23 protein-coding genes are annotated in these 23928 nt (G+C 71.0%); 9 read left to right on the plus strand and 14 right to left on the minus strand.

Features of this window, described 5'->3' with window-relative positions:
* Positions 1-7: 7 nt before the first annotated feature.
* From ACTWNK_RS04845 to ACTWNK_RS04855, 3 genes are read right to left on the minus strand one after another with little or no spacing between them, the layout of a single operon-like run.
* Positions 8-712 carry a hypothetical protein gene (locus ACTWNK_RS04845; RefSeq protein WP_474302295.1) on the minus strand — a complete coding sequence of 235 codons (705 nt, stop codon included), beginning with the start codon at positions 710-712 and terminating at the stop codon, positions 8-10.
* Position 713: 1 nt separating this feature from the next.
* Positions 714-3137 (minus strand): ATP-dependent helicase HrpB, encoded by a 2424-nt coding sequence (gene hrpB / locus ACTWNK_RS04850; protein ID WP_474302296.1) that lies wholly within the window; start codon positions 3135-3137, stop codon positions 714-716.
* A 4-nt stretch (positions 3138-3141) separates the two neighbouring features.
* Entirely contained in the window at positions 3142-3459 is a 318-nt protein-coding gene (locus tag ACTWNK_RS04855) for an ArsR/SmtB family transcription factor (protein WP_474302297.1), read from the minus strand.
* A 64-nt stretch (positions 3460-3523) separates the two neighbouring features.
* Between ACTWNK_RS04855 and ACTWNK_RS04860 the strand changes: the two genes are divergently transcribed.
* Complete coding sequence (locus tag ACTWNK_RS04860; RefSeq protein WP_474302298.1) at positions 3524-4684, plus strand: MFS transporter; 1161 nt, start codon at positions 3524-3526, stop codon at positions 4682-4684.
* Here ACTWNK_RS04860 and pstB read toward each other — a convergent pair.
* The 5 genes from pstB to ACTWNK_RS04885 all read right to left on the minus strand — a co-directional run bounded on the left by pstB (position 4665) and on the right by ACTWNK_RS04885 (position 8930).
* Complete coding sequence (pstB, locus tag ACTWNK_RS04865; protein WP_474302299.1) at positions 4665-5432, minus strand: phosphate ABC transporter ATP-binding protein PstB; 768 nt, start codon at positions 5430-5432, stop codon at positions 4665-4667. The two genes, ACTWNK_RS04860 and pstB, sit on opposite strands and share 20 nt — an antisense overlap.
* Complete coding sequence (pstA, locus tag ACTWNK_RS04870; RefSeq protein WP_474302300.1) at positions 5429-6283, minus strand: phosphate ABC transporter permease PstA; 855 nt, start codon at positions 6281-6283, stop codon at positions 5429-5431. Before pstA ends, pstB begins: the two co-directional genes overlap by 4 nt.
* Complete coding sequence (gene pstC / locus ACTWNK_RS04875) at positions 6280-7176, minus strand: phosphate ABC transporter permease subunit PstC (RefSeq protein WP_474302301.1); 897 nt, start codon at positions 7174-7176, stop codon at positions 6280-6282. The genes pstA and pstC overlap by 4 nt, the downstream gene beginning before the upstream one ends.
* Positions 7173-8234: a phosphate ABC transporter substrate-binding protein PstS gene (gene pstS, locus ACTWNK_RS04880; protein ID WP_474302302.1), complete on the minus strand. Its 1062-nt coding sequence runs from the start codon at positions 8232-8234 to the stop codon at positions 7173-7175. Before pstS ends, pstC begins: the two co-directional genes overlap by 4 nt.
* Positions 8235-8324: 90 nt before the next feature.
* Entirely contained in the window at positions 8325-8930 is a 606-nt protein-coding gene (locus ACTWNK_RS04885; RefSeq protein ID WP_474302303.1) for a TetR/AcrR family transcriptional regulator, read from the minus strand.
* Positions 8931-9002: 72 nt separating this feature from the next.
* On the opposite strand from ACTWNK_RS04885, the gene ACTWNK_RS04890 reads away from it, so the two are divergent.
* Together ACTWNK_RS04890 and ACTWNK_RS04895 are read left to right on the plus strand one after the other, a co-directional pair.
* Positions 9003-9986 carry a hypothetical protein gene (locus ACTWNK_RS04890; protein WP_474302304.1) on the plus strand — a complete coding sequence of 328 codons (984 nt, stop codon included), beginning with the start codon at positions 9003-9005 and terminating at the stop codon, positions 9984-9986.
* A gap of 146 nt (positions 9987-10132) precedes the next feature.
* The gene (locus ACTWNK_RS04895; RefSeq protein WP_474302305.1) at positions 10133-10543 is read left to right on the plus strand and encodes a hypothetical protein; all 411 of its coding nucleotides are present in this window, start codon (positions 10133-10135) and stop codon (positions 10541-10543) included.
* On the opposite strand, the gene ACTWNK_RS04900 is transcribed toward ACTWNK_RS04895, so the two are convergent.
* The gene (locus ACTWNK_RS04900) at positions 10515-11342 is read right to left on the minus strand and encodes an undecaprenyl-diphosphate phosphatase (RefSeq protein ID WP_474302306.1); all 828 of its coding nucleotides are present in this window, start codon (positions 11340-11342) and stop codon (positions 10515-10517) included. The two genes, ACTWNK_RS04895 and ACTWNK_RS04900, sit on opposite strands and share 29 nt — an antisense overlap.
* A 226-nt stretch (positions 11343-11568) precedes the next feature.
* Here ACTWNK_RS04900 and ACTWNK_RS04905 point away from each other — a divergent pair, with 226 nt between their 5' ends.
* Positions 11569-12699 carry an alpha/beta hydrolase family protein gene (locus ACTWNK_RS04905; protein ID WP_474302307.1) on the plus strand — a complete coding sequence of 377 codons (1131 nt, stop codon included), beginning with the start codon at positions 11569-11571 and terminating at the stop codon, positions 12697-12699.
* Positions 12700-12746: 47 nt separating this feature from the next.
* On the opposite strand, the gene ACTWNK_RS04910 is transcribed toward ACTWNK_RS04905, so the two are convergent.
* Positions 12747-14300: a M28 family peptidase gene (locus ACTWNK_RS04910; protein WP_474302308.1), complete on the minus strand. Its 1554-nt coding sequence runs from the start codon at positions 14298-14300 to the stop codon at positions 12747-12749.
* Positions 14301-14383: 83 nt separating this feature from the next.
* Positions 14384-15898: a M28 family metallopeptidase gene (locus tag ACTWNK_RS04915; protein ID WP_474302309.1), complete on the minus strand. Its 1515-nt coding sequence runs from the start codon at positions 15896-15898 to the stop codon at positions 14384-14386.
* Between the two features lie 152 nt (positions 15899-16050).
* Here ACTWNK_RS04915 and ACTWNK_RS04920 point away from each other — a divergent pair, with 152 nt between their 5' ends.
* The 3 genes from ACTWNK_RS04920 (at position 16051) to lipB (ending at position 17457) form a co-directional block, all read left to right on the plus strand.
* Entirely contained in the window at positions 16051-16563 is a 513-nt protein-coding gene (locus ACTWNK_RS04920) for an HAD domain-containing protein (protein ID WP_474302310.1), read from the plus strand.
* A gap of 63 nt (positions 16564-16626) precedes the next feature.
* Positions 16627-16812 carry a PspC domain-containing protein gene (locus ACTWNK_RS04925; RefSeq protein WP_474302311.1) on the plus strand — a complete coding sequence of 62 codons (186 nt, stop codon included), beginning with the start codon at positions 16627-16629 and terminating at the stop codon, positions 16810-16812.
* A 9-nt stretch (positions 16813-16821) separates the two neighbouring features.
* The gene (lipB, locus tag ACTWNK_RS04930; RefSeq protein ID WP_474302312.1) at positions 16822-17457 is read left to right on the plus strand and encodes a lipoyl(octanoyl) transferase LipB; all 636 of its coding nucleotides are present in this window, start codon (positions 16822-16824) and stop codon (positions 17455-17457) included.
* 43 nt (positions 17458-17500) lie between these two features.
* Here lipB and ACTWNK_RS04935 read toward each other — a convergent pair whose 3' ends face one another.
* Both ACTWNK_RS04935 and ACTWNK_RS04940 read right to left on the minus strand, forming a co-directional pair.
* Positions 17501-18997 (minus strand): amino acid permease, encoded by a 1497-nt coding sequence (locus ACTWNK_RS04935; RefSeq protein ID WP_474302313.1) that lies wholly within the window; start codon positions 18995-18997, stop codon positions 17501-17503.
* 22 nt (positions 18998-19019) lie between these two features.
* Positions 19020-19934, minus strand: coding sequence for a choline/ethanolamine kinase family protein (locus ACTWNK_RS04940; RefSeq protein ID WP_474302314.1), 915 nt, complete (start codon positions 19932-19934; stop codon positions 19020-19022).
* A 59-nt stretch (positions 19935-19993) separates the two neighbouring features.
* On the opposite strand from ACTWNK_RS04940, the gene ACTWNK_RS04945 reads away from it, so the two are divergent.
* A complete protein-coding gene (locus ACTWNK_RS04945) occupies positions 19994-22384 on the plus strand; it encodes a GcvT family protein (protein WP_474302315.1) in 2391 nt (796 codons plus the stop codon).
* Here ACTWNK_RS04945 and ACTWNK_RS04950 read toward each other — a convergent pair.
* Positions 22370-23266, minus strand: a complete 897-nt coding sequence (locus ACTWNK_RS04950) for a zinc-binding dehydrogenase (RefSeq protein WP_474302316.1) — start codon at positions 23264-23266, stop codon at positions 22370-22372. The two genes, ACTWNK_RS04945 and ACTWNK_RS04950, sit on opposite strands and share 15 nt — an antisense overlap.
* Positions 23267-23350: 84 nt before the next feature.
* On the opposite strand from ACTWNK_RS04950, the gene ACTWNK_RS04955 reads away from it, so the two are divergent.
* On the plus strand, positions 23351-23908 hold the full coding sequence (locus ACTWNK_RS04955) for a TetR/AcrR family transcriptional regulator (RefSeq protein WP_474302317.1): 558 nt from the start codon (positions 23351-23353) through the stop codon (positions 23906-23908).
* Positions 23909-23928 lie beyond the last annotated feature (20 nt).

The raw sequence follows: 23928 nt of genomic DNA on the forward strand, positions 1-23928 counted from the left end.
GCCGACCTCAGCCGGCCAGCAGAACGCGCAGCGGCCCGACCGTCGTGAAGCCGAGCTCCACCGGCACGTCGAGGTCGGCTCCCGACTCGTAGCCGACCAGCTCACGACCGGGGAACAGCCCGGCCGCCATCGCGATCACGCCCTGCCAGGCCGCGGGCAGGTCGCACCCGGAGGCGAACACGTTCGACACACCCACGACCGGACCGTGGAGGTTCAGCACGGCCCCGCACACGGTGTCGCCCGCGATCTCACCCCTGATCAGCCGCACCTCGGGCACGGCCAGCAGGGCGGCGGGAAAGAGAGCGGGTGAGCTGCCCGGGTGGGCGTGTTCCTCCCAGTCGGCCAGGGCGGTGGGGTCCTCGATCACGTTCCAGGTGACGCGGTCGCCCGTGGCGGTGCGCGAGTGCGCGCCGGAGCGGCCGGGCCTGCTGTGGATCCAGTCGGCCGTGAACAGCACCTCGAAGCCCGGCAGGTCGAGGGTCGCGAAGCTGTCCTTCACCGAGGCGCCGGGGCCCGCCTCGATCGCGGGCAGCACGTCGCCGGGCCGTGCCCGCGGCGTGAGCGTGACGGCGTCCGGGTACAGCACGGGCGTGCGGGTGGGGCTGGTCCAGGCCGCCCGGCCGAATGCGGTCGCGATGCCGTGGGCCTGGCACAGGCGGGCACACCATTCGGCGTTCTCGCGGGCGGCGATCAGGGCGCGGCGGTCGGGCATGTCAGCCCTTCCGGGGATTGGTTCTACGGGTGGCCGTCGCCTGCAGCGGGTCGTCGGGCCAGGGGTGACGAGGGTAGCGACCGCGCAGTTCGGCCCGGACCGAGCGGTAGCCCTCGCGCCAGAACGACGCCAGATCGGCCGTCACGGCCACCGGCCTGCCCGCGGGCGAGAGCAGGTGGATCAGCAGCGGCACGCCTGCGATCAGCGGCGTCTCCTGCCAGCCGAACAGCTCCTGCAGCTTCGCCGCGAGCACGGGCTGCGGGCCCGAGTAGTCCACGCGCACGCGCGAGCCGCTCGGGATCTCCACCCGCTCGGGCGCGACGTCGTCGAGCCGCGCACTCCACGGGATCAGCCGCCGCAGCGCCGAAGCGACGTCGACGCGTTCGAGATCGGCGCGACGCCTGGCCTTGGACAGCTCGGGTTCGAGCCACTGCTCGGCCAGGTCGGCCAGCCGGTCCATCGAGGGCCACGGGTCACCGGCCACCCGATGGCAGAACGCCAGCCGCTCCCGCAGCGCGCCCGCCTCCTTGGTCCAGGTGAGCAGCCCGACGCCCTCGACCCGCAGCCCTTCGAGCAGCGCGGGCCGTACATCGGCCGAAGGCAGGACCGATGCGGCCAGTTCGATCGCGCCGAGCCGTTCCACGCGTCGTGCGCTCACGTCGCCCTTGCGCCCGCCGGGCGGCGTCAGCCAGCCGACCTCGTCGGCCCTCCGCACGGGTACAGCGGCGCGGGCGGTCTCCTCGTCGATGACCACGGCCTGGCGTACTCTGGCGCTCGCCGAGCCGGTCGGCCGGTCGGCCACGGCGATCGCGAGCCAGGCGGCCGAGGCGAGCCGCGAGCCCTCGGGCAGTTGCGCGGCCGTGCCCGACGCCATGAGGAAGGCGCCGCTCGCGCCACGCCTCCTGGCGACGCGCTCGGGGAAGGCCAGGGCGACCACCAGCCCGGCCAGGGCGTCCGACGGCGTCGCCGAAGGGCCGCGTGCGCCCAGGCGGCGTACCTCCTGACGCCAGCGCGCCGAGAAGGCGTCGCCGCCACGCGCGGCCGTGCGCCAGATCTCGACCAGGTCGTCACCGGCCGAGCGCGGCGCCTCCTCCGACAGCAGCGCCACCACGTCGGCCGCGCCGGGGCCGCCGTCGAGCAGCGCCCTGGCCAGGCGGGGATGGACGCCCACCGATGCCATCGCACGCCCTCTGCCGGTGACCTTCGCCTCCGGCGTGAGTGCGCCGAGCGTGGTCAGCGTCCTGGTCGCGGCGGCCATCGCGGCGGGCGGCGGCGCCGTCAGCAGGGCCAGGCCGGTGGCGTCCGCACTGCCCCAGCAGGCGGCCTGCAGTGCGAACGCGGTCAGGTCGGCGAGCACGATCTCGGGACTCGCGTGCTCGGCCAGCCTGCCGTGCTCGGCCTCGGACCAGCACCGGTAGACCGTGCCTTCGGCCTCACGCCCGGCCCGGCCCGCACGCTGGACGGCCGACGCCTTCGACACGCGGACCGTGGTGAGCGAGCCGAGCCCCCGCGCGTGGTCGGTGCGCGGCTCCCTGGCCAGACCGGAGTCGACCACGACCCGCACACCGGGCACGGTCAGACTGGACTCGGCGACCGAGGTGGCCAGCACCACCCTGCGCCGATCGCCGGGCGACAGCACGGCGTCCTGGACATGGGCGGGCGCCTGGCCGTGCACCTGGAGCACATCGGCGTCCAGGCCGGAGCCGAGCAGCCCGGCCACCCTGCCGATCTCGGAGACGCCCGGCAGGAAGCACAGCACGTCGCCGACGCGCTCGGCCAGTGCCCGCCGTACCGTGGCGGCGACGTGGGCCAGCAGTTCGGGTGCGACGCGCATGCCGTGCGGCGGCGGCAGCGGGCGGGCGGGAGGCGCCCAGACGGTCTCGACGGGGTGGGCCGTGCCCTCGGCCGCCACGACGGGCGCGTCGCCGAGCAGGGCGGCCAGCGGGGCGGCGTCGGCGGTCGCCGATGTGGCCAGCAGGCGCAGGTCGGGCCTGAGCGTCTCGCGTACGTCGAGCAGGAAGGCCAGGGCGGTGTCGGCGTCGAGGTGGCGTTCGTGGCACTCGTCGAGCATGACGACGTCGACGCCCGGCAACTCCTGGTCGCGTTGCAGGCGCTGGAGCAGGACACCGGTCGTGACGACCTCGACCGTCGTCGCGGGACCCGCCTTGCGCTCGCCCCGCACGGTGAAGCCGACCCGCTCGCCCACCCGCTCCCCGAGCAGCGCGGCCATCCTGCGCGCCGCGGCGCGTACGGCCAGCCGCCGGGGCTCGGCGACCAGCACGCGCAGCCCGGTCTCGGCCAGGGCGAGCGGGACCAGGGTGGTCTTGCCGGTGCCGGGTGGCGCGGTGAGCACGGCGCACCCGTGCCCGGCGAGCGCGTCGAGCAGGCGGGGAATCGCGGGCGCGATGGGCAGATCGGTGCGCACGTGCTCAGTCCACCTCGGCGGAGGCGGCGAGCACGGCGGTCAGCAGGCCGGGGAAGCGCGACTCCAGGTCGGAGGTGCGCAGGCGCAGCCACTTCTCCCTGCCGTCCTGCATGGTGCTGACCAGGCCGGACTCCCTGAGCACCCGGTAGTGGTGCGTCATCGTCGACTTGTGCACGCTGAGCCCGGCTCCGGCGTCGACGCACCGCGCCTCGCCCTCGACGGCCAGGCGCAGCACGACGGTGAGCCTGGCCGGGTCTGCCAGGGCCTTGAGCACCTCGGTGAGCTGGATGTCGCCGACGGCCGGTTGCGGGAGCGGACGCATGCCCACAGCCTACCTTTGTAGGATTGTTTGACAACAATCATACAAATGAGCCAGGCTCTGAAGGGTGAATCCACGGCTGTATCCGCTCGCCTTAGCCACCTTCGCCGTCGGCACCGGCATGTTCGTCGCCGCAGGCCTGGTGCTGCCCATCTCGCGCGACCTCGGCGTCTCGCCCTCGGCCGCAGGTCAGATCATGACCGTGTTCGCGCTCTCCTACGCGCTGCTCTCGCCCGTGCTGGCCGCCTTGACCGCACGGCTCTCGCGCAAGAGCGTCCTGCTCATCGGCCTGGCCGTCTTCGTCGCCGGAAATGTGCTGACCGCGCTCGTCAGCGGTCTGGCGCCGATCCTGGCCACCCGTGTGCTCGCCGCTGCGGGTGCCGCGCTCGTGACGCCCGTCGCCTCGGGGGTCGCCTCCGCGCTCTCGCCGCCCGAGCGCAGGGGGCGTGCGCTCTCGCTGGTCATCTCGGGGCTGACCGTCTCCACCGCGCTCGGCGTGCCGATCGGCACCCTGGTCGGCGCGGACGACTGGCGGCTGACCATGTGGCTGGTCGCGGCGCTCGGCGTGCTCGCGCTCGTCGCGGTCGCCGCCGTCGTGCCCGAAGCGCGCATCGAGCAGCCGGGAGGGCTCAGGCAGAGGTTCGCGCCGCTGGCCGACAGGGGCGCCCTCACCGTGCTCGGCACGCAACTGCTCATCTTCGCCGCCGCGTTCACCGCCTACACCTACTTCGGCTCGCTGTTCGACGTCTCGCTCACCGCCGTGCTGTGGGCGTGGGGCCTGGGCAGCATCGTGGGCAACCTGGTCGGCGGCAGGCTCACCGACGCCTACGGGCCCAGGGCGATGATCTTCGGTGCGGTGGCGGGGGCCACGCTGTTCGTCGCGATCCAGCCGCTGGCCAACACCTCGCTCGCACTCGCGCTCGTCTGGGCGTTCCTCTGGGGGGCGATCGGCTGGATCATCGCGCCCTCGCAGCAGTACCGCATGGTGGCCGCCGTGCCGCACAACGTGCCGGTGGGGCTCGGGCTGCTGGCCTCGGTGCAGTACGCGGGGATCTTCGTCGGCGGGCTCGCGGGCGGACTGGCGCTGGAGTGGGCGGGCAGGGGCGGCGTGGTCGTCCTGGCCTCGGCGCTCGGCGTCGCCGCCCTGCTGTTCACGGCCGTGACCTACCGCAGGGCCAGGCCCGAGCCCGAGGCGGCCGTGCCCGTCGTCAGCCGAAGCGGCCGGTGATGTAGTCCTCGGTCGCACGCTCACGGGGATTGGTGAAGATCTGCTTCGTCGGGCCGTACTCCACCAGCCTGCCCGGCTGCCCTGGTCCCGCCACGTTGAAGAACGCCGTCGTGTCGCTCACCCGCCCCGCCTGCTGCATGTTGTGGGTGACGATGACGATCGTGTACCTCTCCTTGAGCGAGATCACGAGATCCTCGATGGCCAGCGTCGAGATCGGGTCGAGCGCCGAGCACGGCTCGTCCATGAGCAGCACCTCGGGCTCGACCGCGATCGCCCTGGCGATGCACAGCCGCTGCTGCTGGCCGCCCGACAGCCCGCCGCCCGGCTTGGTCAGCCGGTCGGCGACCTCCTTCCACAGGTTCGCGCCCTTCAGCGAGCGCTCGACCACGTCGTCGAGCTCGGCCTTGCTCCGCCTGCCGGTCAGCTTCAGGCCGGAGGCGACATTGTCGTAGATCGACATCGAGGGGAAGGGATTGGGCCGCTGGAACACCATCCCGACCGACCGGCGCACCGCCACCGGATCGACGCCCTGGCCGTACAGGTCCTGGGCGCCCAGCGAGACGTGCCCTTCGACCCGGGCGCCGGGCACGACCTCGTGCATGCGGTTCAGCGTGCGCAGGAACGTCGACTTGCCGCAGCCCGAAGGCCCGATGAAGGCGGTGACGGCACGCGGCTCGACGCTCAGCGAGATGTCGGCGATGGCCTGGTGCGAGGAGTAGTACGCCGAGAGGCCGGAGGCGGTGATCATCGAATTCTCCTGGTACGGGCGATCAGGCGGGCGGCGAGATTGAGCAGCATGACCAGCACGATCAGCGTCAGCGCCCCGGCCCACGCCCTGTCGATCGCCGTGTCGAACGGCTTGCTCGCCTGGTCGAACACGTATTGCGGCAGCCCGACCTGGGGCCCGGCGAACGGATTGAGGTTGATGGAGTCGGTGAAGAACACCGTCAGCAGCAGCGGCGCCGTCTCGCCGACCACCCGGGCGACGGCCAGCATGACGCCGGTGACGATGCCGCTGAAGGCCGTGGGCAGCACGACCGAGCAGATCGTGCGCCAGCGCGGCACGCCCAGCGCGTAGGCGGCCTCGCGCAGGTCGTCCGGCACCAGGCGCAGCATCTCCTCGGCCGAGCGCACCACGACGGGCAGCATGAGGATGGCCAGCGCCAGCGCCCCGGCGAACCCGGAGAAGCCCTGCCCGAGCACCAGCACCCAGAAGGCCAGCACGAACAGCCCGGCGACGATGGACGGCACGCCGGTCATCACGTCGACGAAGAAGCTGATCCAGCGCGAGAGCCTGCCGCCCTGGCCGTACTCGACCAGGTAGACGGCCGTCAGCAGGCCGATCGGCACGGCCATCAGCGCGGCCAGGCCGACCTGCTGCAGGGTGCCCACGATCGCGTGGTAGGCCCCGCCCCCGGCGTCGAGCGGCCCGACGTTGCGCATCGAGTGCGTCCAGAACTCGGCGTCGAACCTGGCCAGCCCGTTGCCCACCACCTCGGCGAGCACCGAGACCAGCGGGAGCAGGGCCAGCAGGAACGCGGCGCACACGGCGACCAGTACGGCCTTGTCCTTGAGCCTGCGGGCGAGGGAGAGCTTCACTTGGCACCCTTGACGATGAGACGGGCCAGCGAGTTCACGGCCAGCGTGATGACGAACAGGACCAGCCCCGACGCGATGAGCGCGCCCCTGCCGATCTGCCCGGCCTCGCCGAAGGTGTTGGCGATGTTGGCGGCGAAGGTGTTGCCGCCGGGCGCGAAGACGTTCAGCGACACCGCGAAGCTGGAGGACAGCACCAGCGCGACCGCGATCGTCTCGCCGAGCGCCCGGCCCAGGCCGAGCATCGAGGCGCTGAGGATGCCGCGCCTGCCGTACGGGAGGACGACCATGCGGATCACCTCCCACCTGGTCGCGCCAAGGGCGAGCGCCGACTCCTCCAGGCCCTTGGGCGTCCGCAGGAAGATCTCGCGCACGATCGAGGAGATGATCGGCAGGATCATGATGGCCAGCACGACCGAGGCGGTGAACACACTCCTTGAGCCGATCTTCGGCACCAGGAACAGCAGCCCCCACAGGCCGTAGACCACGCTCGGCACGGCGGCCAGCAGGTCGACCGTGTACCCCATCGCCCCGGCCAGCCTGCGTGGCGCGTAGTGGCTGATGAACAGGGCCACGCCGATCGCGACCGGCGTCGCCATCGCCAGTGCGAGCACCGCACTGGCGATGGTGCCGAACGTCAGCGCGGCGATGCCGAACGCACTCGGCGTCGCGTCCGGGTCCCACAGCGAGGTGGTCAGGAAGCTCACACTGTTGGCCCGCAGCGCGGGCACGGCCTGGGCGACGAGGAAGGCCACGATGGCCGCCATCACCGCCAGCAGGGTGAGCCCCGCGCCCCGGCTGAGATGGCGGAAGACCTTGTCACCGGTGTTGCGCACCGGCGCGAGCGTGGTCGTCTCGCGCGCTCTGACCTCGGGCGCCTCGGTCGTGGTGGTCACGAGAGGGCCTTGACGGAGGCGTCAACCTTGGCGGCCACCTCCTGCGGCAGCGGGGCGTAGCCGAGCGAGGCGAGCCGGCTCTGGCCGTCGGCGCTCGCCGTGTAGCCGAGGAAGCTCTTGACCAGCGCCGGAGCGCCCTTGGCGCAGGTGATCTCGTAGGTGACGAGCACCACGGGATAGGCGCCCTTCTCCTTGGTCGTGTAGTCGAGCTTCATCGCCAGGTCGCCGCCGGTGCCGACGATCTCGGCGCCGTTGAGGCTCTTGGAGGCGCTCTCGGGCGTCAGGGAGACGTACTCGCCCGAGGCGTTCTTCACCTGGGCGGTCGCCAGCTTGGCGTTGGTGGCGTAGCCGAGTTCGACATAGCCGATCGCGCCCTCGCTCTGCTTGACCGCCTGGGTGACCCCGTCGGAGCCCTTGGCCCCCTGGCCGCCGGGCGCCGCCCACTTCTTGGCGGGCTCGTACGGCCAGCCGCCCGCCGCCTTGAGGTACTTGGTGAAGTTGTCGCTGGTGCCGGAGTCGTCGGAGCGGTGGAAGGCCTGCACGGCGGTGCCCGGCAGCGTGACGCCCGGGTTGTCGGCGGCGACGGCCGGGTCGTCCCATGTGGTGATCTTGCCGCTGAACAGCCCGCTGATGGTCGCGGGCGACAACTTCAGATCGGGTACGGCCGGCAGGTTGTAGGCCACGGCGATCGGCCCGACGACCATCGGCAGGTGCACGACCTCGCCGCCGCAGCGCTTGACGGCCGCCGCGCGCTCCTCCGGCTTGAGCGCCGAGTCCGAACCGGCGAACGCCGTCGAGCCCTGGACGAACTGCTGGATGCCCGCGCCCGAGCCGTTGGCCTGGTAGTTCACCGTGGCGTCGGGGTTGGCCTGCTGGAAGCCCTTGCGCCACGCGTCCATCGCACCGGCCTGGGCGGAGGAGCCCGAGGCGTTGACGGCGGTGGCCTTCGCGGCGTCGCCGCTGGTGGCGGAGGCGGGTCCGTCGGTGCCGCAGGCGGTCAGGCTGAGCGCGGCCACCGCGAGTGCCGCGGCTCCCATGATCTTTGTCGTGTTTCGCACGAGATGGAAGCTATGAACCAAATATGACCAATCAGGGGAATCGACGGTGAACCGAAAGGGAACGGTTGGTCATGAAATGTTCAAGTCGCGTCACTCGACCGACAGCTCGCCGGTCAGATACCGCTGCAGCGAGGGCGCCACGTAGGCGACCAGTTCCTCGAACGGCAGCGAGGCGAGCGGCTCGACCCTGAGCACGTAGCGGAGCATCGCCGGCCCCATGAGCTGCCCGGCGGCCAGCAGTGTGCGTACCTCGGGCCGGTCCGTGCCCAGGTGGCCGGCCAGCGGCACCAGCACCTCCCCGCGCAGGAACTCCTTCAGCAGCTCGGCCGCCGCCGGGGTGCTCGCCGCCGCCTGCATCACCGCGCGCAGCCTCGGGCCCGCCTCCTCGTCCTCCCAGAGTCCGAAGTAGCGCTCGGCCAGGCGTCGGCCGAGGTCGGCGGGGTCGCCGTCGACGACCTCCTTCAGCCTGCGGATCGGCATGCCGCCGTCGCGGATCGCGGCGTCGAACAGGCCGTCCTTGGAGCCGAAGAAGTGCATGACGAGCGCGGGGTCGACCCCGGCGGCCCTGGCCACGCCTCTGATCGTCGTCGCCGCGTAGCCCTGACCGGTGAAGGCGGCGATGGCCGCGTGCAGGATCGCCTCCCTGGTCTGCGGGTTTCCCGGCCTTCTGCCTCGGTCCGAAGTGATCTCGCTCACGGTTCTATTCAACCATGTTGAATTGGGCTACCTTGAAATTCAACAGTGATGAAGTCATCAGGTGGTGAAAACATGCGTAAGATCATCGGCGTCATCGTCGCCGTGACCCTCGTCGGGATGCTCTTCGCCGCGTCTTTCCTCGGCGCCTTCAGCAAGCCGGAGCCGCACGACGTGCCGATCGCGGTCGTCGGCCCGGCCGCCCTCGTCACCCAGCTCGACACCGCCATCGGCCAGAAGAAGCCCGGCGCGTTCGTCCTCACCGGCTATGCGAGCGAGGCGGAGGCCAGGACGGCCCTGCTGGAGCGCGAGGTGGACGCGGTGCTGGTGCCGCAGGAAGGCAGGCTGGTCGTCGCCGGAGCGGGCGGCCGGGCCGGCTCCCAGGTCATCACCGGCGTCTTCCAGGCCGTCGCCCAGGCCCAAGGCCGCACGCTGACCGTGCAGGACGCCGTCCCGCTGCCCCCGGGCGACGCGGGAGGCATCGCGGGCATGTTCTACGCCCTCGCCCTCGTCCTGCCAGGTCTGGCCATGGCCATGCTGCTGCGCACCGCGGTCCCCGGGCTCGGCGCCGCCGCCACGGTGGGTGTGCTGGCCGCGGGGGCGCTCGTCGCCGCGCTCGGCATCGGCTGGATGGCCGACGGGGTGTTCGGCGCACTGCCCGGCTCCTACGCGGCGCTCGTGCTCGCCTCGGCGGGGATCGTGTTCACGATCGGTGTGGCGGTCGCGGGCCTGGTCAAGGTGGTCGGTCCGGTCGGGGTCGGCCTGGCCGCACTGCTGTTCATCCCGATCGGGCTGCCCGCTAGCGGCGGGCCGATCGGCGCACGCTACATCCCCGAGTGGTACGCGTGGATCGGGCAGTACCTGCCGGTGGGCGCCGGGTCCAGGACGATCACCAACGTGGTGCACTTCTCGGGCGCGGATCTGGCCTTCCCGCTGGGCGTGCTGGCGGCGTGGGCAGTGCTGGGGCTGGCGCTGCTCGCCCTGCCCGGCCGCGGGAGCGGTGAGCCCGTCGCCGTACGGCCGGACACGGCGGGGAAGGTGCCTCTGGCGGGGGTGTGAGCGCCTCTGCTCCAGCGCCCGCGGCGGGGAAGGCGCCTCCGCTTCCGGCGCCTGTGGCCCGTGTGAACGCCTTTGCTTCAGCGCCCGCGGCCCGAGGTCGCGGGCGCGCTGCGCGTGGCGGGTCGGAATTGGCGAGAATGGCGCGGGTGTCCGATGAGATCCCGCAAAGCCCGTCCGTCGACCCCAGGGACGAACCCGCGCCGCTCGGCCCCCTGGTCGGGCTGACCGTGCTGTCGGCCGTCGCGGTCATGGGCTTCAGCCTGCTGCTGGCCGAGCCGAGCATGAAGGTCCTGCTGCTCGGGCCGATCGCGCTCGTGGCGTTCGAGGTCGTCGTCAACGAGGTGTGGTGGCGGCGCTGGTGGGGCGCGGTCCCCGCCGCGCTGGCGGGGGGCGCCGTCTACTTCGAGGGGAGCGAGGCCGTGGCCGGCGTCATCGGCGACGGCTGGGCGCAGCCCGTGGCCTACGTGCTGGCCTGGGCGGTGTTCGCGGTGGTCTTCAGCCTCGCCAGCCGCTATCCGCGCACCGACTTCACGTCGCGGGGATCCAGCCCAGGCTGACCGCCAGGATGACGAAGACGCCCAGCAGGATGCGGTAGATCACGAAGCCGGTGAACTTGTGGGTGCTGATGTACTTCAGGAACCACGCCACCGCCGCGTATCCCACGACGAACGAGATCACCGTCGCCAGGATCGTCGGCCCCCAGTCGGGCGACTGGCCATCGCCGATCTTGAACAGCTCCAGGATCCCGGCCCCGAACACGGCGGGCATCGCCAGCAGGAAGGAGTACTTCGCCGCCTCCTCACGCCGGTAGTCGAGCAGCAGACCCGCCGTCACCGTGCCGCCCGAGCGCGAGACGCCGGGCACCAGCGCGAGCGACTGGGCGAAGCCGTAGATGAGGGCGTGGGTGAAGCTCATGTGCTTCTCCAGCGTGAGCTTCGTCCGCGCGGTGTGGTCGGCGAACCACAGGATCAGCGCAAAGACGATCAGCGTCGTCCCCACCAGGTAGAGGTTGCGGAACACCCCCTCGATCTGGTCCTTGAACAGCAGCCCGAGCACGACGATCGGCAGGGTGCCGACGATGATGTACCACCCCATGCGGGCGTGGAACTCCGAGCGCAGGTCGCGGTTGACCAGCGACCTGGCCCACGTCGAGACGATCGACCAGATCTCCTGCCTGAAGTAGATCAGCACGGCGAGTTCGGTGCCGATCTGGATGACGGCCGTGAACGCCGCTCCGGGGTCCTGCCACCCGAAGAACGCCGAAACCACGCGGATGTGGGCGCTCGATGAGATCGGCAGGAATTCAGTCAGGCCTTGGATCAGACCCAGCACAACGGCCTCGAACCAGCCGATCACGCGTGCCACCTTCCAAAACGACGTGGGGAGTACCGTCGAGAGGCTAGCGGAATCGGCCGCCTCACCCGACGAAAGTCAGGGTGATCGCCTGACCGATGGCAGAGCCGGAGGCGGGGGCGTCACCGCCAGGGTTGTCCCCATGCGAATGACGATGACCCGAAAGACGACGACCCGAAAGACGACGACCCGAAAGACGACGACCCGAAAGACGACGACCCGAAAGACGATGACCGCCTTGCTGGCCGCCGCCGCCTTCGCCTGTGCGGCGGCGCTGCCCGCCCATGCCGAGCCCGCCGGAGGCAAGGTCTCCTTCGAGCTGCCCGCGCCCACCGGCGGGCATGCGATCGGCACCCGTGAGGTGCACCTGACCGACGAGGCCACGGGCCGGGAGCTGATGATCAGCGTGTGGTACCCGGCGTATGCCGACAGGTCGCTGCCCGCGGCGCCGTACATGCGACCGAAGGCCGCCGCCTACTTCGACACCGGGGCCGGGGCGCTCGGGCTGGCGCAGGGGCAGGTCGACTGGGCCGCCGTCACCACGCACGCCAGGCAGGACGCAGTGCCCAAGGGCCGCTGGCCGGTCGTGCTCTACTCGCCGGGCTCACGTTCGCTGCGCGTCCTGGGGACCACGCTGGTGGAGGAGCTGGCCAGCAGGGGGTACGTGGTCGTCACGGTGGACCACACGGGGGAGGCGCCCGTGGTGGAGTTCCCCGGCGGCAGGCTGGAGCTCGGCAGGCCGCGCGAGGGCGGGCTGGAGGAGGAGATGGACAGGCGAAGGGCCGACATCGGGCTCGTCCTGGACCGCCTGGCCACGCTGAAGGGTCTGAGCCGGGCCATGGACCTCGGCAGGGTGGGCATGTTCGGGCACTCGTTCGGCGGCGACACGGCCGCCGAGGTGATGGCGGTCGACGACCGGGTGGACGCCGGGGCGGGCCTGGACGGCTGGCTGGCCTACGACGTCGACGGGCTGCGGCCCGTACGTGCCGCCCAGGAGGGGCTCAGACGGCCCTTCCTGCTGATGGGGTCGCCGGGCAGCACACGGGACGGCGTCGAGCGCACACACCGCACCTCGCCGTCCTGGGGGGCATTCTGGGACAACTCGACCGGTTGGAAGCGCGACCTGTCGATGCCGAAGGGCATGCACTACAGCTACACCGACGTCCAGGCCTTCCTGCCGGTGCTCGACGAGCGCCTGGAGGTGGCGCCCGGACGCAGGGCCGCGCTGATCGGCTCGGTCGACCCGGCGGGCAGCCTGGCCGCCCAGCGGGCCCATGTCGGCGCGTTCTTCGACCGGACGCTCAAGCACAGGCCGGGCGCGTTCGCAGGGTGGCACCCGGAGGTGCGGTCCGTGCGATGAGGCGACGCCGGGCGCCCTCGTCGAGGCACGCGCCCGGCGTCCGCAGGTCACTGCTGAATGATCTTGATGTCGTCGATGCCGGCCTCCAGCAGCGAGGCGGTCGAGGCGTCGGCGGTCTCGATCAGGATGCGAACGGTCTGCCCCGAGTACGACGAGATGTTCACGGTGGCGTGCGCCCAGGCGCCGTTGCGGTTGGCGGCCGCGCCGAGCTGCTGGAAGACCTGGGTCGTCGAGCCGCCCACCACCTTGACCCGCAGATAGTCGGCCGAGGAGGAGTTGGAGCCGTGCGCGAGGTACCAGGAGAAGCTCAGCGCGTGCGGGGTCGGCCCCGCGGCCGGGATCGTGATCGGCGGCGACTGGATCGTGGTGACGCCGCCGTCGACGTCGTAGTCGCCCGCAGCCGATCCGGCCAGCCTGCCTGTCACCAGGTCGTTGACACCGCTGACCGTGGTGCCGAGCTGCTTGGCGCCGCTCGATGTCGTGGCCGCCGGGTCGCCGCGCTCCCAGACGCCGACCGTGGCGGTGTCGGTGGAGTTCGGGTTGACCGTCCAGCCCTTGGCGCTCTCGAAGTCGTCGCTCCACACGACGACGGGCGGGCTCGCCGCCGCGATCGTCCAGACGGCATAGGCGATGGCGTCGGCGTTGCGGTCGAGCGCCGTGTCGTTGATGTTGGCGGTGGTGTCGCAGGCGCGGTGGTAGCAGACGTCGAACGCCTGGCCTGCCGTACCTCCCCACAAGGTGGCCTGGGCGCTGGACTTGATGCCTTCGGCGCCGGTGAACGTGCCGCCCGCCGGGATGCCGACCGAGATGAACGGGCCGTAGTCGGAGCGGCCGTCGAAGTCGGTGCCCCTGGTCTGCACGCCGATCGAGGTGAAGTAGGCGATCAGCGTCTGCTCGATCTGCGCCGAGCCCGCCGGGCCGGGACCCGAGCCGACGCCGTCGGAGTTGTCGCCGTCGTAGACGAAGTAGCCGGGGTTCGGCGAGCCGACCATGTCGAAGTTCAGATAGCCCTTGACCTTGGCCCGCTCGGCGGCGGGCAGGTTGGTGACGTAGTACTGCGAGCCGCGCAGACCGAGCTCCTCGGCGCCCCACCAGGCGAAACGCAGGTGTTTGGTGGGGGCGAGCGCGCTGCGCGACACCTGCAGCGCGGTCTCCAGGATCGCGGCGCTGCCCGAGCCGTTGTCGTTGATGCCGGGCCCCGCGGCGACGCTGTCCAGGTGCGAGCCGACCATGAGGATGTCGTTGGGGTCACCGCCCGGCCAGTCGGCGATCAGGTTGTAGCCGGTGGCGCCGTTGTAGGTGAAGTTCTGGACGACCGTGGTGAAACCGGCCGAGTCCAGCAGGCTCTTCACGAAGTTCACCGAGGCGAGATAGCCGGGGCGGCCGTGCGCGCGGTTGCCGCTGTTGGCGGTCGCGATGCTCTGCAGCTGGGCCAGATGGCTCTTGACGTTGGCCAGAGAGAGGTTGGGCGGCGGCACGAGGGCCCGCGCGGCGGGGGCGGCGACAGGCAGGGCGAGGGCGGCGACGGGGGTGGCGGCGGGGACGAGGGCCAGCGGAAGGGCGAGGACGGCGGCTGTCAGCAGGGCACGGAGCTTGCGCATGGGAGGGGGTGCTCCTTTTGGGCAAGGTGCGGAAATGCGAGGAGCGCGGCTCCCGCCCGGGGGGACGGGAGCCGTGCCGGGGTTCAGCTGGGCGCGCCCTCGTGGACGGGGGCGGCCGTGGGAGCCGAGAGGGACCTGGCCGCGGCGGCCGCGTTGCGGTCCGGGATGCCGGTCAGGTCGTAGGCGTAGGTGGCGGTGGCGTAGGCGATGGCGTCGGAGTTGAAGTCGAGCGCCTTCTGGCTGATGTTGGACAGGTTGTCGCAGGCCTGGTGGTAGCAAGGGTCGAACGCGACGCCCGCGGTGCCTCCGAAGAGCGCGGCCTGCGCCGGGGTCTTGATGCCCTCGGCGCCGGTGAAGATGCCACCGGCCGGGATGCCGACGCCGATGAAGGCGCCGTAGTCGGAGCGGCCGTCGAAGTCGGTGCCCTGGTACTTGATCTTCTCGCGGTTGTAGAACCTCTCCAGCGTCTTCTCGATGCCGGCCGAGCCCGCGGGACCGGCGGGCGAGCCGACGTTGTCGGAGTTGTCGCCGTCGTAGAGGAAGTTGCCGAAGTTCGGCGAGGCGACCATGTCGAAGTTCAGGTAGAGCCTGATCTTGTCACGCTCGGCCTGGGACAGACCCTCGACGTACTGGTTGGAGCCGAGCAGGCCGAGCTCCTCGGCGCCCCAGAAGGCGAAGCGGAGGCGCTGCTTGGTCGGGACCAGCTTGGCCTGCAGCGCGGTCTCCAGGATGGCGGCCGAGCCGGAGCCGTTGTCGTTGATACCGGGGCCGACCTCGACGCTGTCGAGGTGGGCGCCGATCATGACGACCTCGTTCGGGTTGCCGAACAGGCTGTCGGCGATGACGTTCTTCGTACGGCCGACCGTGGTCTTGGTCGTGGCCTTGATGTGGACGGTCGTGCCGGCGGTGGCCGCCAGCTCGTTGCCCACCGCGAAGCTCGCGAAGAAGACCGGGAAGCCGAGACGCCACTCGCCGATGTCGAAGACGAACGGGTCGGTACGGCCGGGCTGACCCTCGTTGAAGAAGATCACGCCCTTCGCGCCCGCGGCCTTGGCGTTGTTCGCCTTCTGGACGAACGGGCACGTGCCACGCTGGATCAGCGCGATGTTGCCCGCCGGGAATCCGGCGAAGTCGGCGGGCGCGCAGCCCGCGGCCGAGCTGGGCGTCGGGGTCGGCGGCAGCACGACGGGACCGACGACCGTGATCGGCGCGGTCACGTCACCGCTGCCCGACGAGGCGACGGTGACGAAGTCGCCCGGCACGCTGTAGGTCTTGGGCGAGGGGCTGACCCGCTCGAACACGGGCGGAGCCGTCTCCTCCCACGCCAGCGGGAACTCGACGTCCGTCGTCCGCACCCGGTAGCCCGCGTTGCGCAGCTTGTCCGACACATAGGCGGCGGAGGCGTCGTAACCTGGCGAACCGGCGTGCCGAGTGCCTCCATTGGCATCGGCGAGCTGCTGGAACTTCTTGAGGTGCTTGGTGACGTTCTCGGGCTTGACCGCCTTCATGAGCAGTCCGGCCGCGATCTCGGAGATGGGGCTGGCGTTCGCCGGAGCGGTGAACGCGAGCGGCAGTGCCAGGGCGGTGGTAACCGCCAATGCTTGAACCATGCGTCGTCGGTGGTTCAGGCGCATGCAGGGCCTCCAGGAACGTTGTATTTCCCCCGACTCGTATTTGAGAGGAAGGTAATCTGATAAACGCTGATTCACCAGTCTGGACACGGCGTGTCAGACGCGGGACGATGCCCGCCATGATCGGGCGCCCCCTTTTACTGGTCGATGTCGACGGTGTTCTCAACCCGTTCGGCCGTCCGACCCCCGACTTTCGGCGCTATGAATGCTCGCTCAAGGACCAGACCTATACCGTGCACCTCAACCCACGTCACGGTGCGCGGCTGCTGGAACTCGCCTTGCGGACCAGGTCAGAGCTGGTCTGGGCAACAACATGGGAGCACAGCGCCAACGATTGGATCGCTCCGCGAATCGGCCTGCCCGAACTTCCGGTGATCACTATGGGGCCGCCGCGTCCGAGTGAGATGGGGGAAATGTTCAAGACGCCGTACGTAGCGGATTTTGTGGCGGGCAGACCTTTCGTCTGGTTCGACGATCACACGTGGCTGGCCGACGAGGAGTACCTCAGGGCGCATCAGGGGGTCGGGGAGTTCCTGCTCGTCAACATCGAGCCGAAGCGCGGCCTGACCAGCGAGCATCTGGCCGCCGCCGCGGAGTGGCTGACCCTGTCAGGGTTTTCTCAGGGCCGCTGAGCGGAACGTCGGCGCAGGTCCTGGGCGTTCTTCTGGGTGAGTAGCGATCACACGGAGGAAGCGATGCACCGCTCACGAGAGCACAAGATCCTGGCCGGCGTCTGTGGCGGGATCGCCGACAAGCTCGGCCTGCCGCCCACGCTGGTGCGGATCGCGTGGTTCATCCTGTCGCTCTTCCCCGGTCCGATGTGGGTCCTCTACGTCGTGCTGTGGATCCTGATGCCGAAGGCGCCGGGCTACGACCACTAACCTGAACATATGAGGTCACGCCCGCTCTCCCTGCTCCAGGACGAACTCGTCGACTACGACAAGGCGATGGAGCGCATGACCGCCCTGGTGGGAGAGCGGCAGCGAGACGAACGGCCGGACACGCTGTGGCTGCTGAGCCATCCCTCGGTCTACACGATCGGGCGGCGCACGCCGATGGGCCACCTGCCCGACCCGGCCAGGGGCGTGCCGGTGATCGAGACCGGCCGGGGCGGCCAGCTCACCTACCATGGCCCCGGCCAGCTCGTCGGCTATCTCGTCGTCAAGCTCGGCGAGGACGAGGGCATCGTCGACTATGTCAGGGAGGTGGAGTCGCGCCTGGTCGAGGCGCTCGGCGCACTGGGCCTGCCGAGCGAGCGGCGCGACACCCCGCCGGGGTCGGAACTGCTGACCGGCGTCTGGACCGTGGCCACCCAACGCAAGATCACCTCGATCGGCATGCGGCAGAGCAGGAGCGTGACCAGCCACGGGTTCGCGCTCAATGTCGACGGCGACCTGGAGCCGTGGCACTGGGCCGTCGCCTGCGGCATGCCGGACGTCGACATGACCTCGCTGGCCAGGGAGCTCGGCCGGGCCGCGATGCCCGAAGTGCGCGAGGCCGTCGCCGCCGCCTTCGAGGCCCGCTGAGGCACGGCGAGCCGGGTGCTCGCCGTACCTGGTGGGCGGGGGATTACTCGTCGACGGTCCTGCGCGGGCCGGTGAACCACTTGCGGGCCGACAGCGCCCACCACAACGCCACGCCGAGGATCATCAGACCCACGACGAGCGGCGCGTAGTTGACGGCCGTCCACTCGAACTCCGAGCTGAACGGCACGGCCGCGGGAGCCAGCGGCATGATGAAGTACACCGAGACCACGGCGATCTCGATGATGGCGATCCAGCCCAGCACCTTGTACTTGCGCCCGAGCGTCCACGGCCCGGGCACGAAGCGGTCGCCCATGCGCAGCCGTAGCCAGATCGGGATGGCGAAGGCGATGTAGAGCCCGATGACCGCGACCGAGACGACCGCGTAGAAGGCCAGCGGCGTGCCGGTCGGCGCCTTGTAGAGGGCGGGCAGGGTGAGCAGCAGGGCGAGCGCGCAACCGAAGATGATCGCGTTGACCGGCGTGCGGTTCCGGTCGACCTTGGACCACAGCCGCCAGCCGGGCACCGCGCCGTCACGCGAGAAGGCGTAGGTCATCCGCGACATCGAGGTGACACAGCTCATCCCGCAGAAGAACTGGCCGATGGCCGAGATGGCGAAGATGGCGTTGGCCAGATTGCCGGGCACCGCGGTGTCGAAGATCGCGCCGACGAAGCCGAACTGCTTGTTGATCTCGTCGACGTTCGTGGCGGCGAACAGGAACGACAGCAGCAGGATCCAGCCGCCGATCGCCGAGTAGAAGATCGACTGCCACAGGCCGCGCGCCGCGCTCGTCGAGGCGCCCTGCGTCTCCTCGGACACGTGCGCGCAGGCGTCGAACCCGGTGATCGTGTACTGGGTGAGCAGGAAGCCGAGCGGCAGGATGTAGAACCAGTAGGAGGCGTCGGAGAAACCCGAGTTGTTGATCGTCTCGGTGAACACGAACGAGAACGACTGGTGGCTGTCGGGCCCGAAGGCCAGGATCGCGACCACCACGACCGCGCCGAAGACGTGCCAGTAGACCGAGACGTTCTGCAGCAGCGAGATCAGGCTGTGGCTGAAGATGTTGATCAGTGCGTGCAGCACCAGAATGATGGCGAACAGCACGAACGTCGTCTCAAGGGTGTAGGTCAGGCCGAAGAACCGGTCGAGTGTGATGTTGACGAAGGTGGCACAGCCGTAGTCGACCGACGCGGTGACCGCGATCAGCCCGATGAGGTTGAACCAGCCGGTGAACCAGCCGTGGATCGGCTTGCCCATCTTGGCGGCCCACCAATAGATGCCACCCGCTGTCGGATAGGCCGACACCAGCTCCGACATGCAGAAACCGATGATCAGAATGAAGATCGAGATGATCGGCCAGCCCCACGAGATCGCGATGGGACCGCCGTTGTTCCAGGCCTGGCCGAAGGTGGTGAAGCAACCGGCCAGGATCGAGATGATGGAGAAGGAGATGGCGAAGTTGGAGAAACCGCTCCAGGTTCTCGACAGCTCTTGCTTGTAGCCGAGTTCTGCGAGTCGTCTGGAATCCTCGTCGACGGTCATGAGGTTCTCCTCGTCGTGCGTGTTACCTGGGGGGATCCGGGATCCATGGAGGGCGGTCCCGGACGTCATCGATGAGGCGGCCGAATCCGGGGTCGTCGAGGTCGCGTACGGCCTTGCGGAACTTGTCGGCCGCCTCGGCCGCGTAGTCGAAGTCGGCGTGCCTGGCCATGAGGCCGTGGTGGACGGAGAACCAGAGCGTCCAGGTGATGTTGGACATGACGAGGAAGAGCCTGACGCGGGCGAGATGCTCCTCGTCGCCGTAGTAGGCCCTGGTCAGCGCCGCGGTCTGGTCGGGGTCGAAGTCGGACTCGGCGGCGATGTCGCCCAGCTCGAAGGCCGGGTCGTTGTTGCCCGACAGCTGGTAGTCGACGATGCGGACGCGCTCGCCCGCGAGGATGAAGTTCTCGGCGAGCAGGTCGTTGTGGCAGGGCACGGTGGGCGCGGGCGGCAGGGCCCGCTCGATGGCGGCGGCCAGCGGCAGCACGTCGTCGTAGCCGGAGGGCACGGCCAGGTCGTGCTCGCGGCAGAGCGCGCGCAACTGCTCCAGCTTGCGGAAGACGGAGAAGTCGTTGACGAAGCGCGGCCCGGCGTGCAGCCGCCCGCACGCCCTGGCGATGGCGCCGATGTGCGCGCCGGTACGGCCCGCGCTCAGCGTCTCGCCGTCGAGCCACTCCAGCAGCAGCGCGTCGGCGCCGGGCCGGTGCAGCACCCTGGGGCCGACCCCGGTCGTGGCCGCGTGCACGGTGTTGGCGATCTCCTGCTCGATCGGGATGCCGAGCCCGGCACGCGCCACCGCCGGATCCAGCACCCGCAGCAGGAAGCGCTGCCCGTCGCCGGTTTCGACGCGCGAGACATGGTGGCTGAGGCCGCCCTTGACGGGCACCTGGCTGACCGGTCGCCCGGCCCAGCGCGCAACTGCTTCGAGGGCATCTGGCATGCGGTACTCCTTTGGCCTAGGTTTAGACCATTCGCGGCCATCGAGCAAGGTGTTACATCGTGGACTCAGCACAAGCGATCGTGATCGGCGGCGGGGTGGCGGGCTGCAGCATCGCCTACCATCTGGCCCGCCTGGGCTGGTCGGACGTCCTGCTCGTCGAGCGGCACGGGCTCACGGAGGGCACGACCTGGCACTCGGCCGGTTTCGTCGGGCAACTGCGCTCGACTGTGACCCAGACCAGAATGATCATGTACTCGGCCGGCCTGTACGCCGAACTCGGCGCGCGGACCGGGCTCGACCCCGGCTGGCGAGGCGTCGGCGGCCTGCGCCTGGCCACCACGCCCGAACGCGTCGAGGAGCTCGTGCGCCAGGCGGGCGCGGCCGAGACCTACGGCCTGGACATGTCGCTGCTGAGCCGGGCGAGCACCCGTGAGCTGATGCCGATGATCGAGGACGCCGACGTCCTGGCCTCGCTGTGGCTGCCCGGCGACGGCTGGCTCGACCCCGCCCTGCTGACCAGGGCGCTCGCCACCGCCGCCGAAGGGCTCGGCGTGCGGATCGTGACGGGCACGCGGGTGATCGGCGTGCTGACGAAGGACGGCGTCGTCACCGGCGTGCGGGTCGCCGACGAGGGCGGCGAGCGCACCATAGCCGCGAGCACCGTGGTCGACGCGGCGGGCGCGGCGGCGGGCCGGATCGCCGCCATGGCCGGGGTCGACGTGCCGATCGTGCCGATCAAGCACCAGTACGTCGTGAGCGAGCCCTTCGGCGTGCCCGCCACCACGCCGACCGTGCGCGACCCCGACAACATCGTGTACTTCCGCGAGGAGGGCGAGGCCATCCTGGTCGGCGGGTACATCAGGACGCCGGAGATCTGGCCGGTCGCCGAACCGCTCGCCGAACCGCGCACGCTGTTCGCCCCCGACCACGCGCGCTTCCAGGAGTCGTGGCGCGCGGCCAGGCACCGGCTGCCCGCACTGGCGGCGAGGACGCCCGCGACGTTCGGCGACGACGCCGTCGCCAAGATCGTGCACGGGCCCGAGGCGTTCACGCCCGACGGCGAGTTCCTGCTGGGCGAGACGGCCGTGCGCGGCTTCTGGGTCGCGGCCGGCTTCTGTGTGCACGGCCTGGCGGCGGCGGGCGGGGTCGGCAAGGTGATGGCCGAGTGGATCGTCGACGGCGTCCCCGAGTACGACATGTTCGGCATGGACGTCCGCCGTTTCGGCGCGCACGCCCGATCGGCACGCTGGGCCAGGGCCAAGGCGCTCGACTCCTACTCCAAGTACTACGACATCGTCTACCCCGGCGAGGAGCGCGAGGCGGCCAGGCCGCTGCGCCGTTCCCCGGCCTGGCCGCGGCATGCCGAGCTGGCGGCGTCGTTCGGCGAGAAGGCCGGATGGGAGCGCGTCAACTGGTACGACTCGGGCCAAGGGCGTGACGACTCCTCGCCCCGGCCGCACGGCTGGGCCGGTCGCGTCTGGTCGCCCGCCGTACGCGCCGAGTGCCTGGCCACCAGGGACGCCGTAGGCCTGTTCGACCAGTCCTCGTTCGCCAAGATCGACGTGAGTGGGCTGGAGGCGCTGCAGCGGCTGGCGGGCGCGGACCTCGATCGGCCGGTCGGCTCGGTCGTCTACACGCAGTTGCTCAACCACAAGGGCGGCATCGAGGCCGACGTCACCGTCACCAGGCTGGGCGAGGACAGCTTCCGCCTGGTCACCGGCACCGCGTTCGGCGAGCACGACCTCGCGCTGCTGCGCCGGGGCGGCGTCACGGCCGTGGACGTGACCTCGGCGCACGCCTGCTACTGCCTGTGGGGTCCACGGGCGCTCGCGGTGCTGGGCGAGCTGTCCGACGACGATCTCGGCTTCGGCTTCCTCCAGGCCAGGGCGATCGGTGTGGGGCACGTGCCGGTGCTGGCGCAGCGGGTCACGTATGTGGGGGAGTTCGGCTGGGAGCTGTACTGCCCGGCCGAGTACGGCCTCACCCTCTGGGACGCGCTCACCGACGCGGGCAGGCGGCACGGCCTGCGGCCCGGCGGGTATCGGGCGATCGAGTCCATGCGCCTGGAGAAGGGCTACCGGGCCTGGGGCTCCGACATCACACCCGAGACGACTCCTCTGGCCGCGGGGCTCGGCTTCGCCGTACGGGCGGAGGTCAGGCGGACGATGGCGGTTCCGGAGCGGGAGTTGCGCTGCCTGATCGTGGCCGATCCGCTGCAGGTGTGCCTGGGCGGTGAGCCCGTACGCGTGGCGGGGGCGCCCGCCGGGCGGGTGACGAGCGGCGGGTACGGGCACCGGGTCGACGCCTCGATCGCCTACGCCTATCTGCCGCCGGGTGTCGTGGACGGCGTCGAGGTGGGGGTCAACGGCGTCTGGACACCGGCTGCGATCTCCAAGGCCGCGCCCTACGACCCGGGCCACGAGCGGGTGCGGCGGCTACCCGACGTCTAGCACGATCTTCCCGGGCACCTGCCGGGCGAACAGCGCGTCGGCCGCCTCCCCGACGCGCTCCCACGACCCGCGCCAGCCGATCTCCGCCGAGATCTCGCCGTCGGCCAGCAGAGCGACCAGGTAGGCCAGGTCGGCGGCGGGCGCCGAGGCGTCGCCGAAGGAGTGCAGCGAGCGGGCAGCGCCGGGCGCGAACGTCGAGTCGGGCGGGAACACGGCGGGCTCGCCCGACGCCCAGCCGATGCTCTGCAGCACGCCCCTGGGCGCGAGCAGGCCCCACGCCGTGACGAGGTACGGCCCGCCGACGGTCTCCAGCACGGCGTCCACCGGCTCGACGCCGTCCAGGCCGATGACCACCTCGGCGGCTCCGAGCGCGGTCAGGGCCTCGGCGTTGGCCGCCGAGCCGGTCGAGGCGACGACATGCGCGCCCGCCCTCCTGGCCAGTTGCACGGCCAGCCTGCCGACCCCGCCGGAGGCGCCCGTGACGAGGACCCTGCGGCCGAGCACGTCGCCGACGGCCCGCAGTGTGCGCAGGGCCGTCAGACCGGACAGCGGGAGCGCCGCCGCCTCGGCCAGACCGGCCGCGTCAGGCACGACGGCGATGGCGCCGGTGTCGAAGGCGGCGAGCTCGGCCCAGGCGCCGGGCCCGAACGCCACCACCCTCGTGCCCTGCGGCGGCCCCGAACCGTCGGCCGCCTCGCGCACGACGACACCGGCCGCGTCGTAGCCGGGCACGGAGCCCGGCGGGAACTGCCCCAGATGACGCAACTCCCCGAACCCGGCGGCGGCATGCCGTACCCGGACGAGGGCCTGTGAGGAGGTGGGCACGGGGTCGGGGGTCTCTCGGAGCAGGACGGATCCTGAGTCGGCGACGAGGGCCTGCATGGCATACTCCCGGGAAGAGGACTGACAGTCCGGATGTTATGCGGACCGACGGTCCGCTTGCAAGACGGGGAACAAGGAGGGGCCATGCGTGCCGACGCGGTTCGCAACAGGGGCGCGATCCTGCGTGCCACCGAAGAACTGCTCGCCGAGCATGCCGCCGAGCACGTCTCGCTCGACCGGGTGGCCGCCGCCGCGGGGGTGGGCAAGGGCACGCTGTTCCGGCGTTTCGGCAGCAGGACCGGCCTGTTCCAGGAGCTGCTCGCCGAGCGGGCCTCGCTGCTGGCCGAGGCCATCGTGTCGGGGCCGCCGCCGCTCGGGCCCGGCGCTCCGGCCGCCGTGCGACTGCTCGCCTTCCTCGACGAGCTCGCCCTGCTGGCCGAACGCAACCTGGCGCTGTTCGCCGCGCACGAGCGGGCCTGCGCCGAGGACAAGTACGCCGATCCCACCTATCGGCGCTGGCACGACCATGTGCGCCTCCTGGTCTCCGAGGCCAGGCCCGGCCTCGACGCCGCGTTCGTCGCGCACACGCTGCTCGGCTCGTTCGACGGGGAGCTGGTACGGCACGTGCTCGCCGACGGCGGCGTCGAACGGCTCAGGCGCTCGGTCGCCGAGCTGGCGGGGGCGCTCGTGCCCGGCGGTTGACAGGGGAGGCGTCTGGCACC

Source organism: Nonomuraea sp. IBHARD001 (assembly GCF_056106265.1).

Excerpts from the sequence above, each read along its gene's own strand:
- ACTWNK_RS04845 (WP_474302295.1), bottom strand. The coding sequence starts at position 712 with ATGCCCGACCGCCGCGCCCTGATCGCCGCCCGCGAGAACGCCGAATGG.
- ACTWNK_RS04855 (WP_474302297.1), bottom strand. The coding sequence starts at position 3,459 with ATGCGTCCGCTCCCGCAACCGGCCGTCGGCGACATCCAGCTCACCGAG.
- pstB (WP_474302299.1), bottom strand. The coding sequence starts at position 5,432 with ATGATCACCGCCTCCGGCCTCTCGGCGTACTACTCCTCGCACCAGGCC.
- ACTWNK_RS04890 (WP_474302304.1), top strand. The coding sequence starts at position 9,003 with ATGCGTAAGATCATCGGCGTCATCGTCGCCGTGACCCTCGTCGGGATG.
- ACTWNK_RS04905 (WP_474302307.1), top strand. The coding sequence starts at position 11,569 with ATGACCGCCTTGCTGGCCGCCGCCGCCTTCGCCTGTGCGGCGGCGCTG.
- ACTWNK_RS04910 (WP_474302308.1), bottom strand. The coding sequence starts at position 14,300 with ATGCGCAAGCTCCGTGCCCTGCTGACAGCCGCCGTCCTCGCCCTTCCG.
- ACTWNK_RS04920 (WP_474302310.1), top strand. The coding sequence starts at position 16,051 with ATGATCGGGCGCCCCCTTTTACTGGTCGATGTCGACGGTGTTCTCAAC.
- ACTWNK_RS04925 (WP_474302311.1), top strand. The coding sequence starts at position 16,627 with ATGCACCGCTCACGAGAGCACAAGATCCTGGCCGGCGTCTGTGGCGGG.
- lipB (WP_474302312.1), top strand. The coding sequence starts at position 16,822 with ATGAGGTCACGCCCGCTCTCCCTGCTCCAGGACGAACTCGTCGACTAC.
- ACTWNK_RS04935 (WP_474302313.1), bottom strand. The coding sequence starts at position 18,997 with ATGACCGTCGACGAGGATTCCAGACGACTCGCAGAACTCGGCTACAAG.
- ACTWNK_RS04940 (WP_474302314.1), bottom strand. The coding sequence starts at position 19,934 with ATGCCAGATGCCCTCGAAGCAGTTGCGCGCTGGGCCGGGCGACCGGTC.
- ACTWNK_RS04950 (WP_474302316.1), bottom strand. The coding sequence starts at position 23,266 with ATGCAGGCCCTCGTCGCCGACTCAGGATCCGTCCTGCTCCGAGAGACC.
- ACTWNK_RS04955 (WP_474302317.1), top strand. The coding sequence starts at position 23,351 with ATGCGTGCCGACGCGGTTCGCAACAGGGGCGCGATCCTGCGTGCCACC.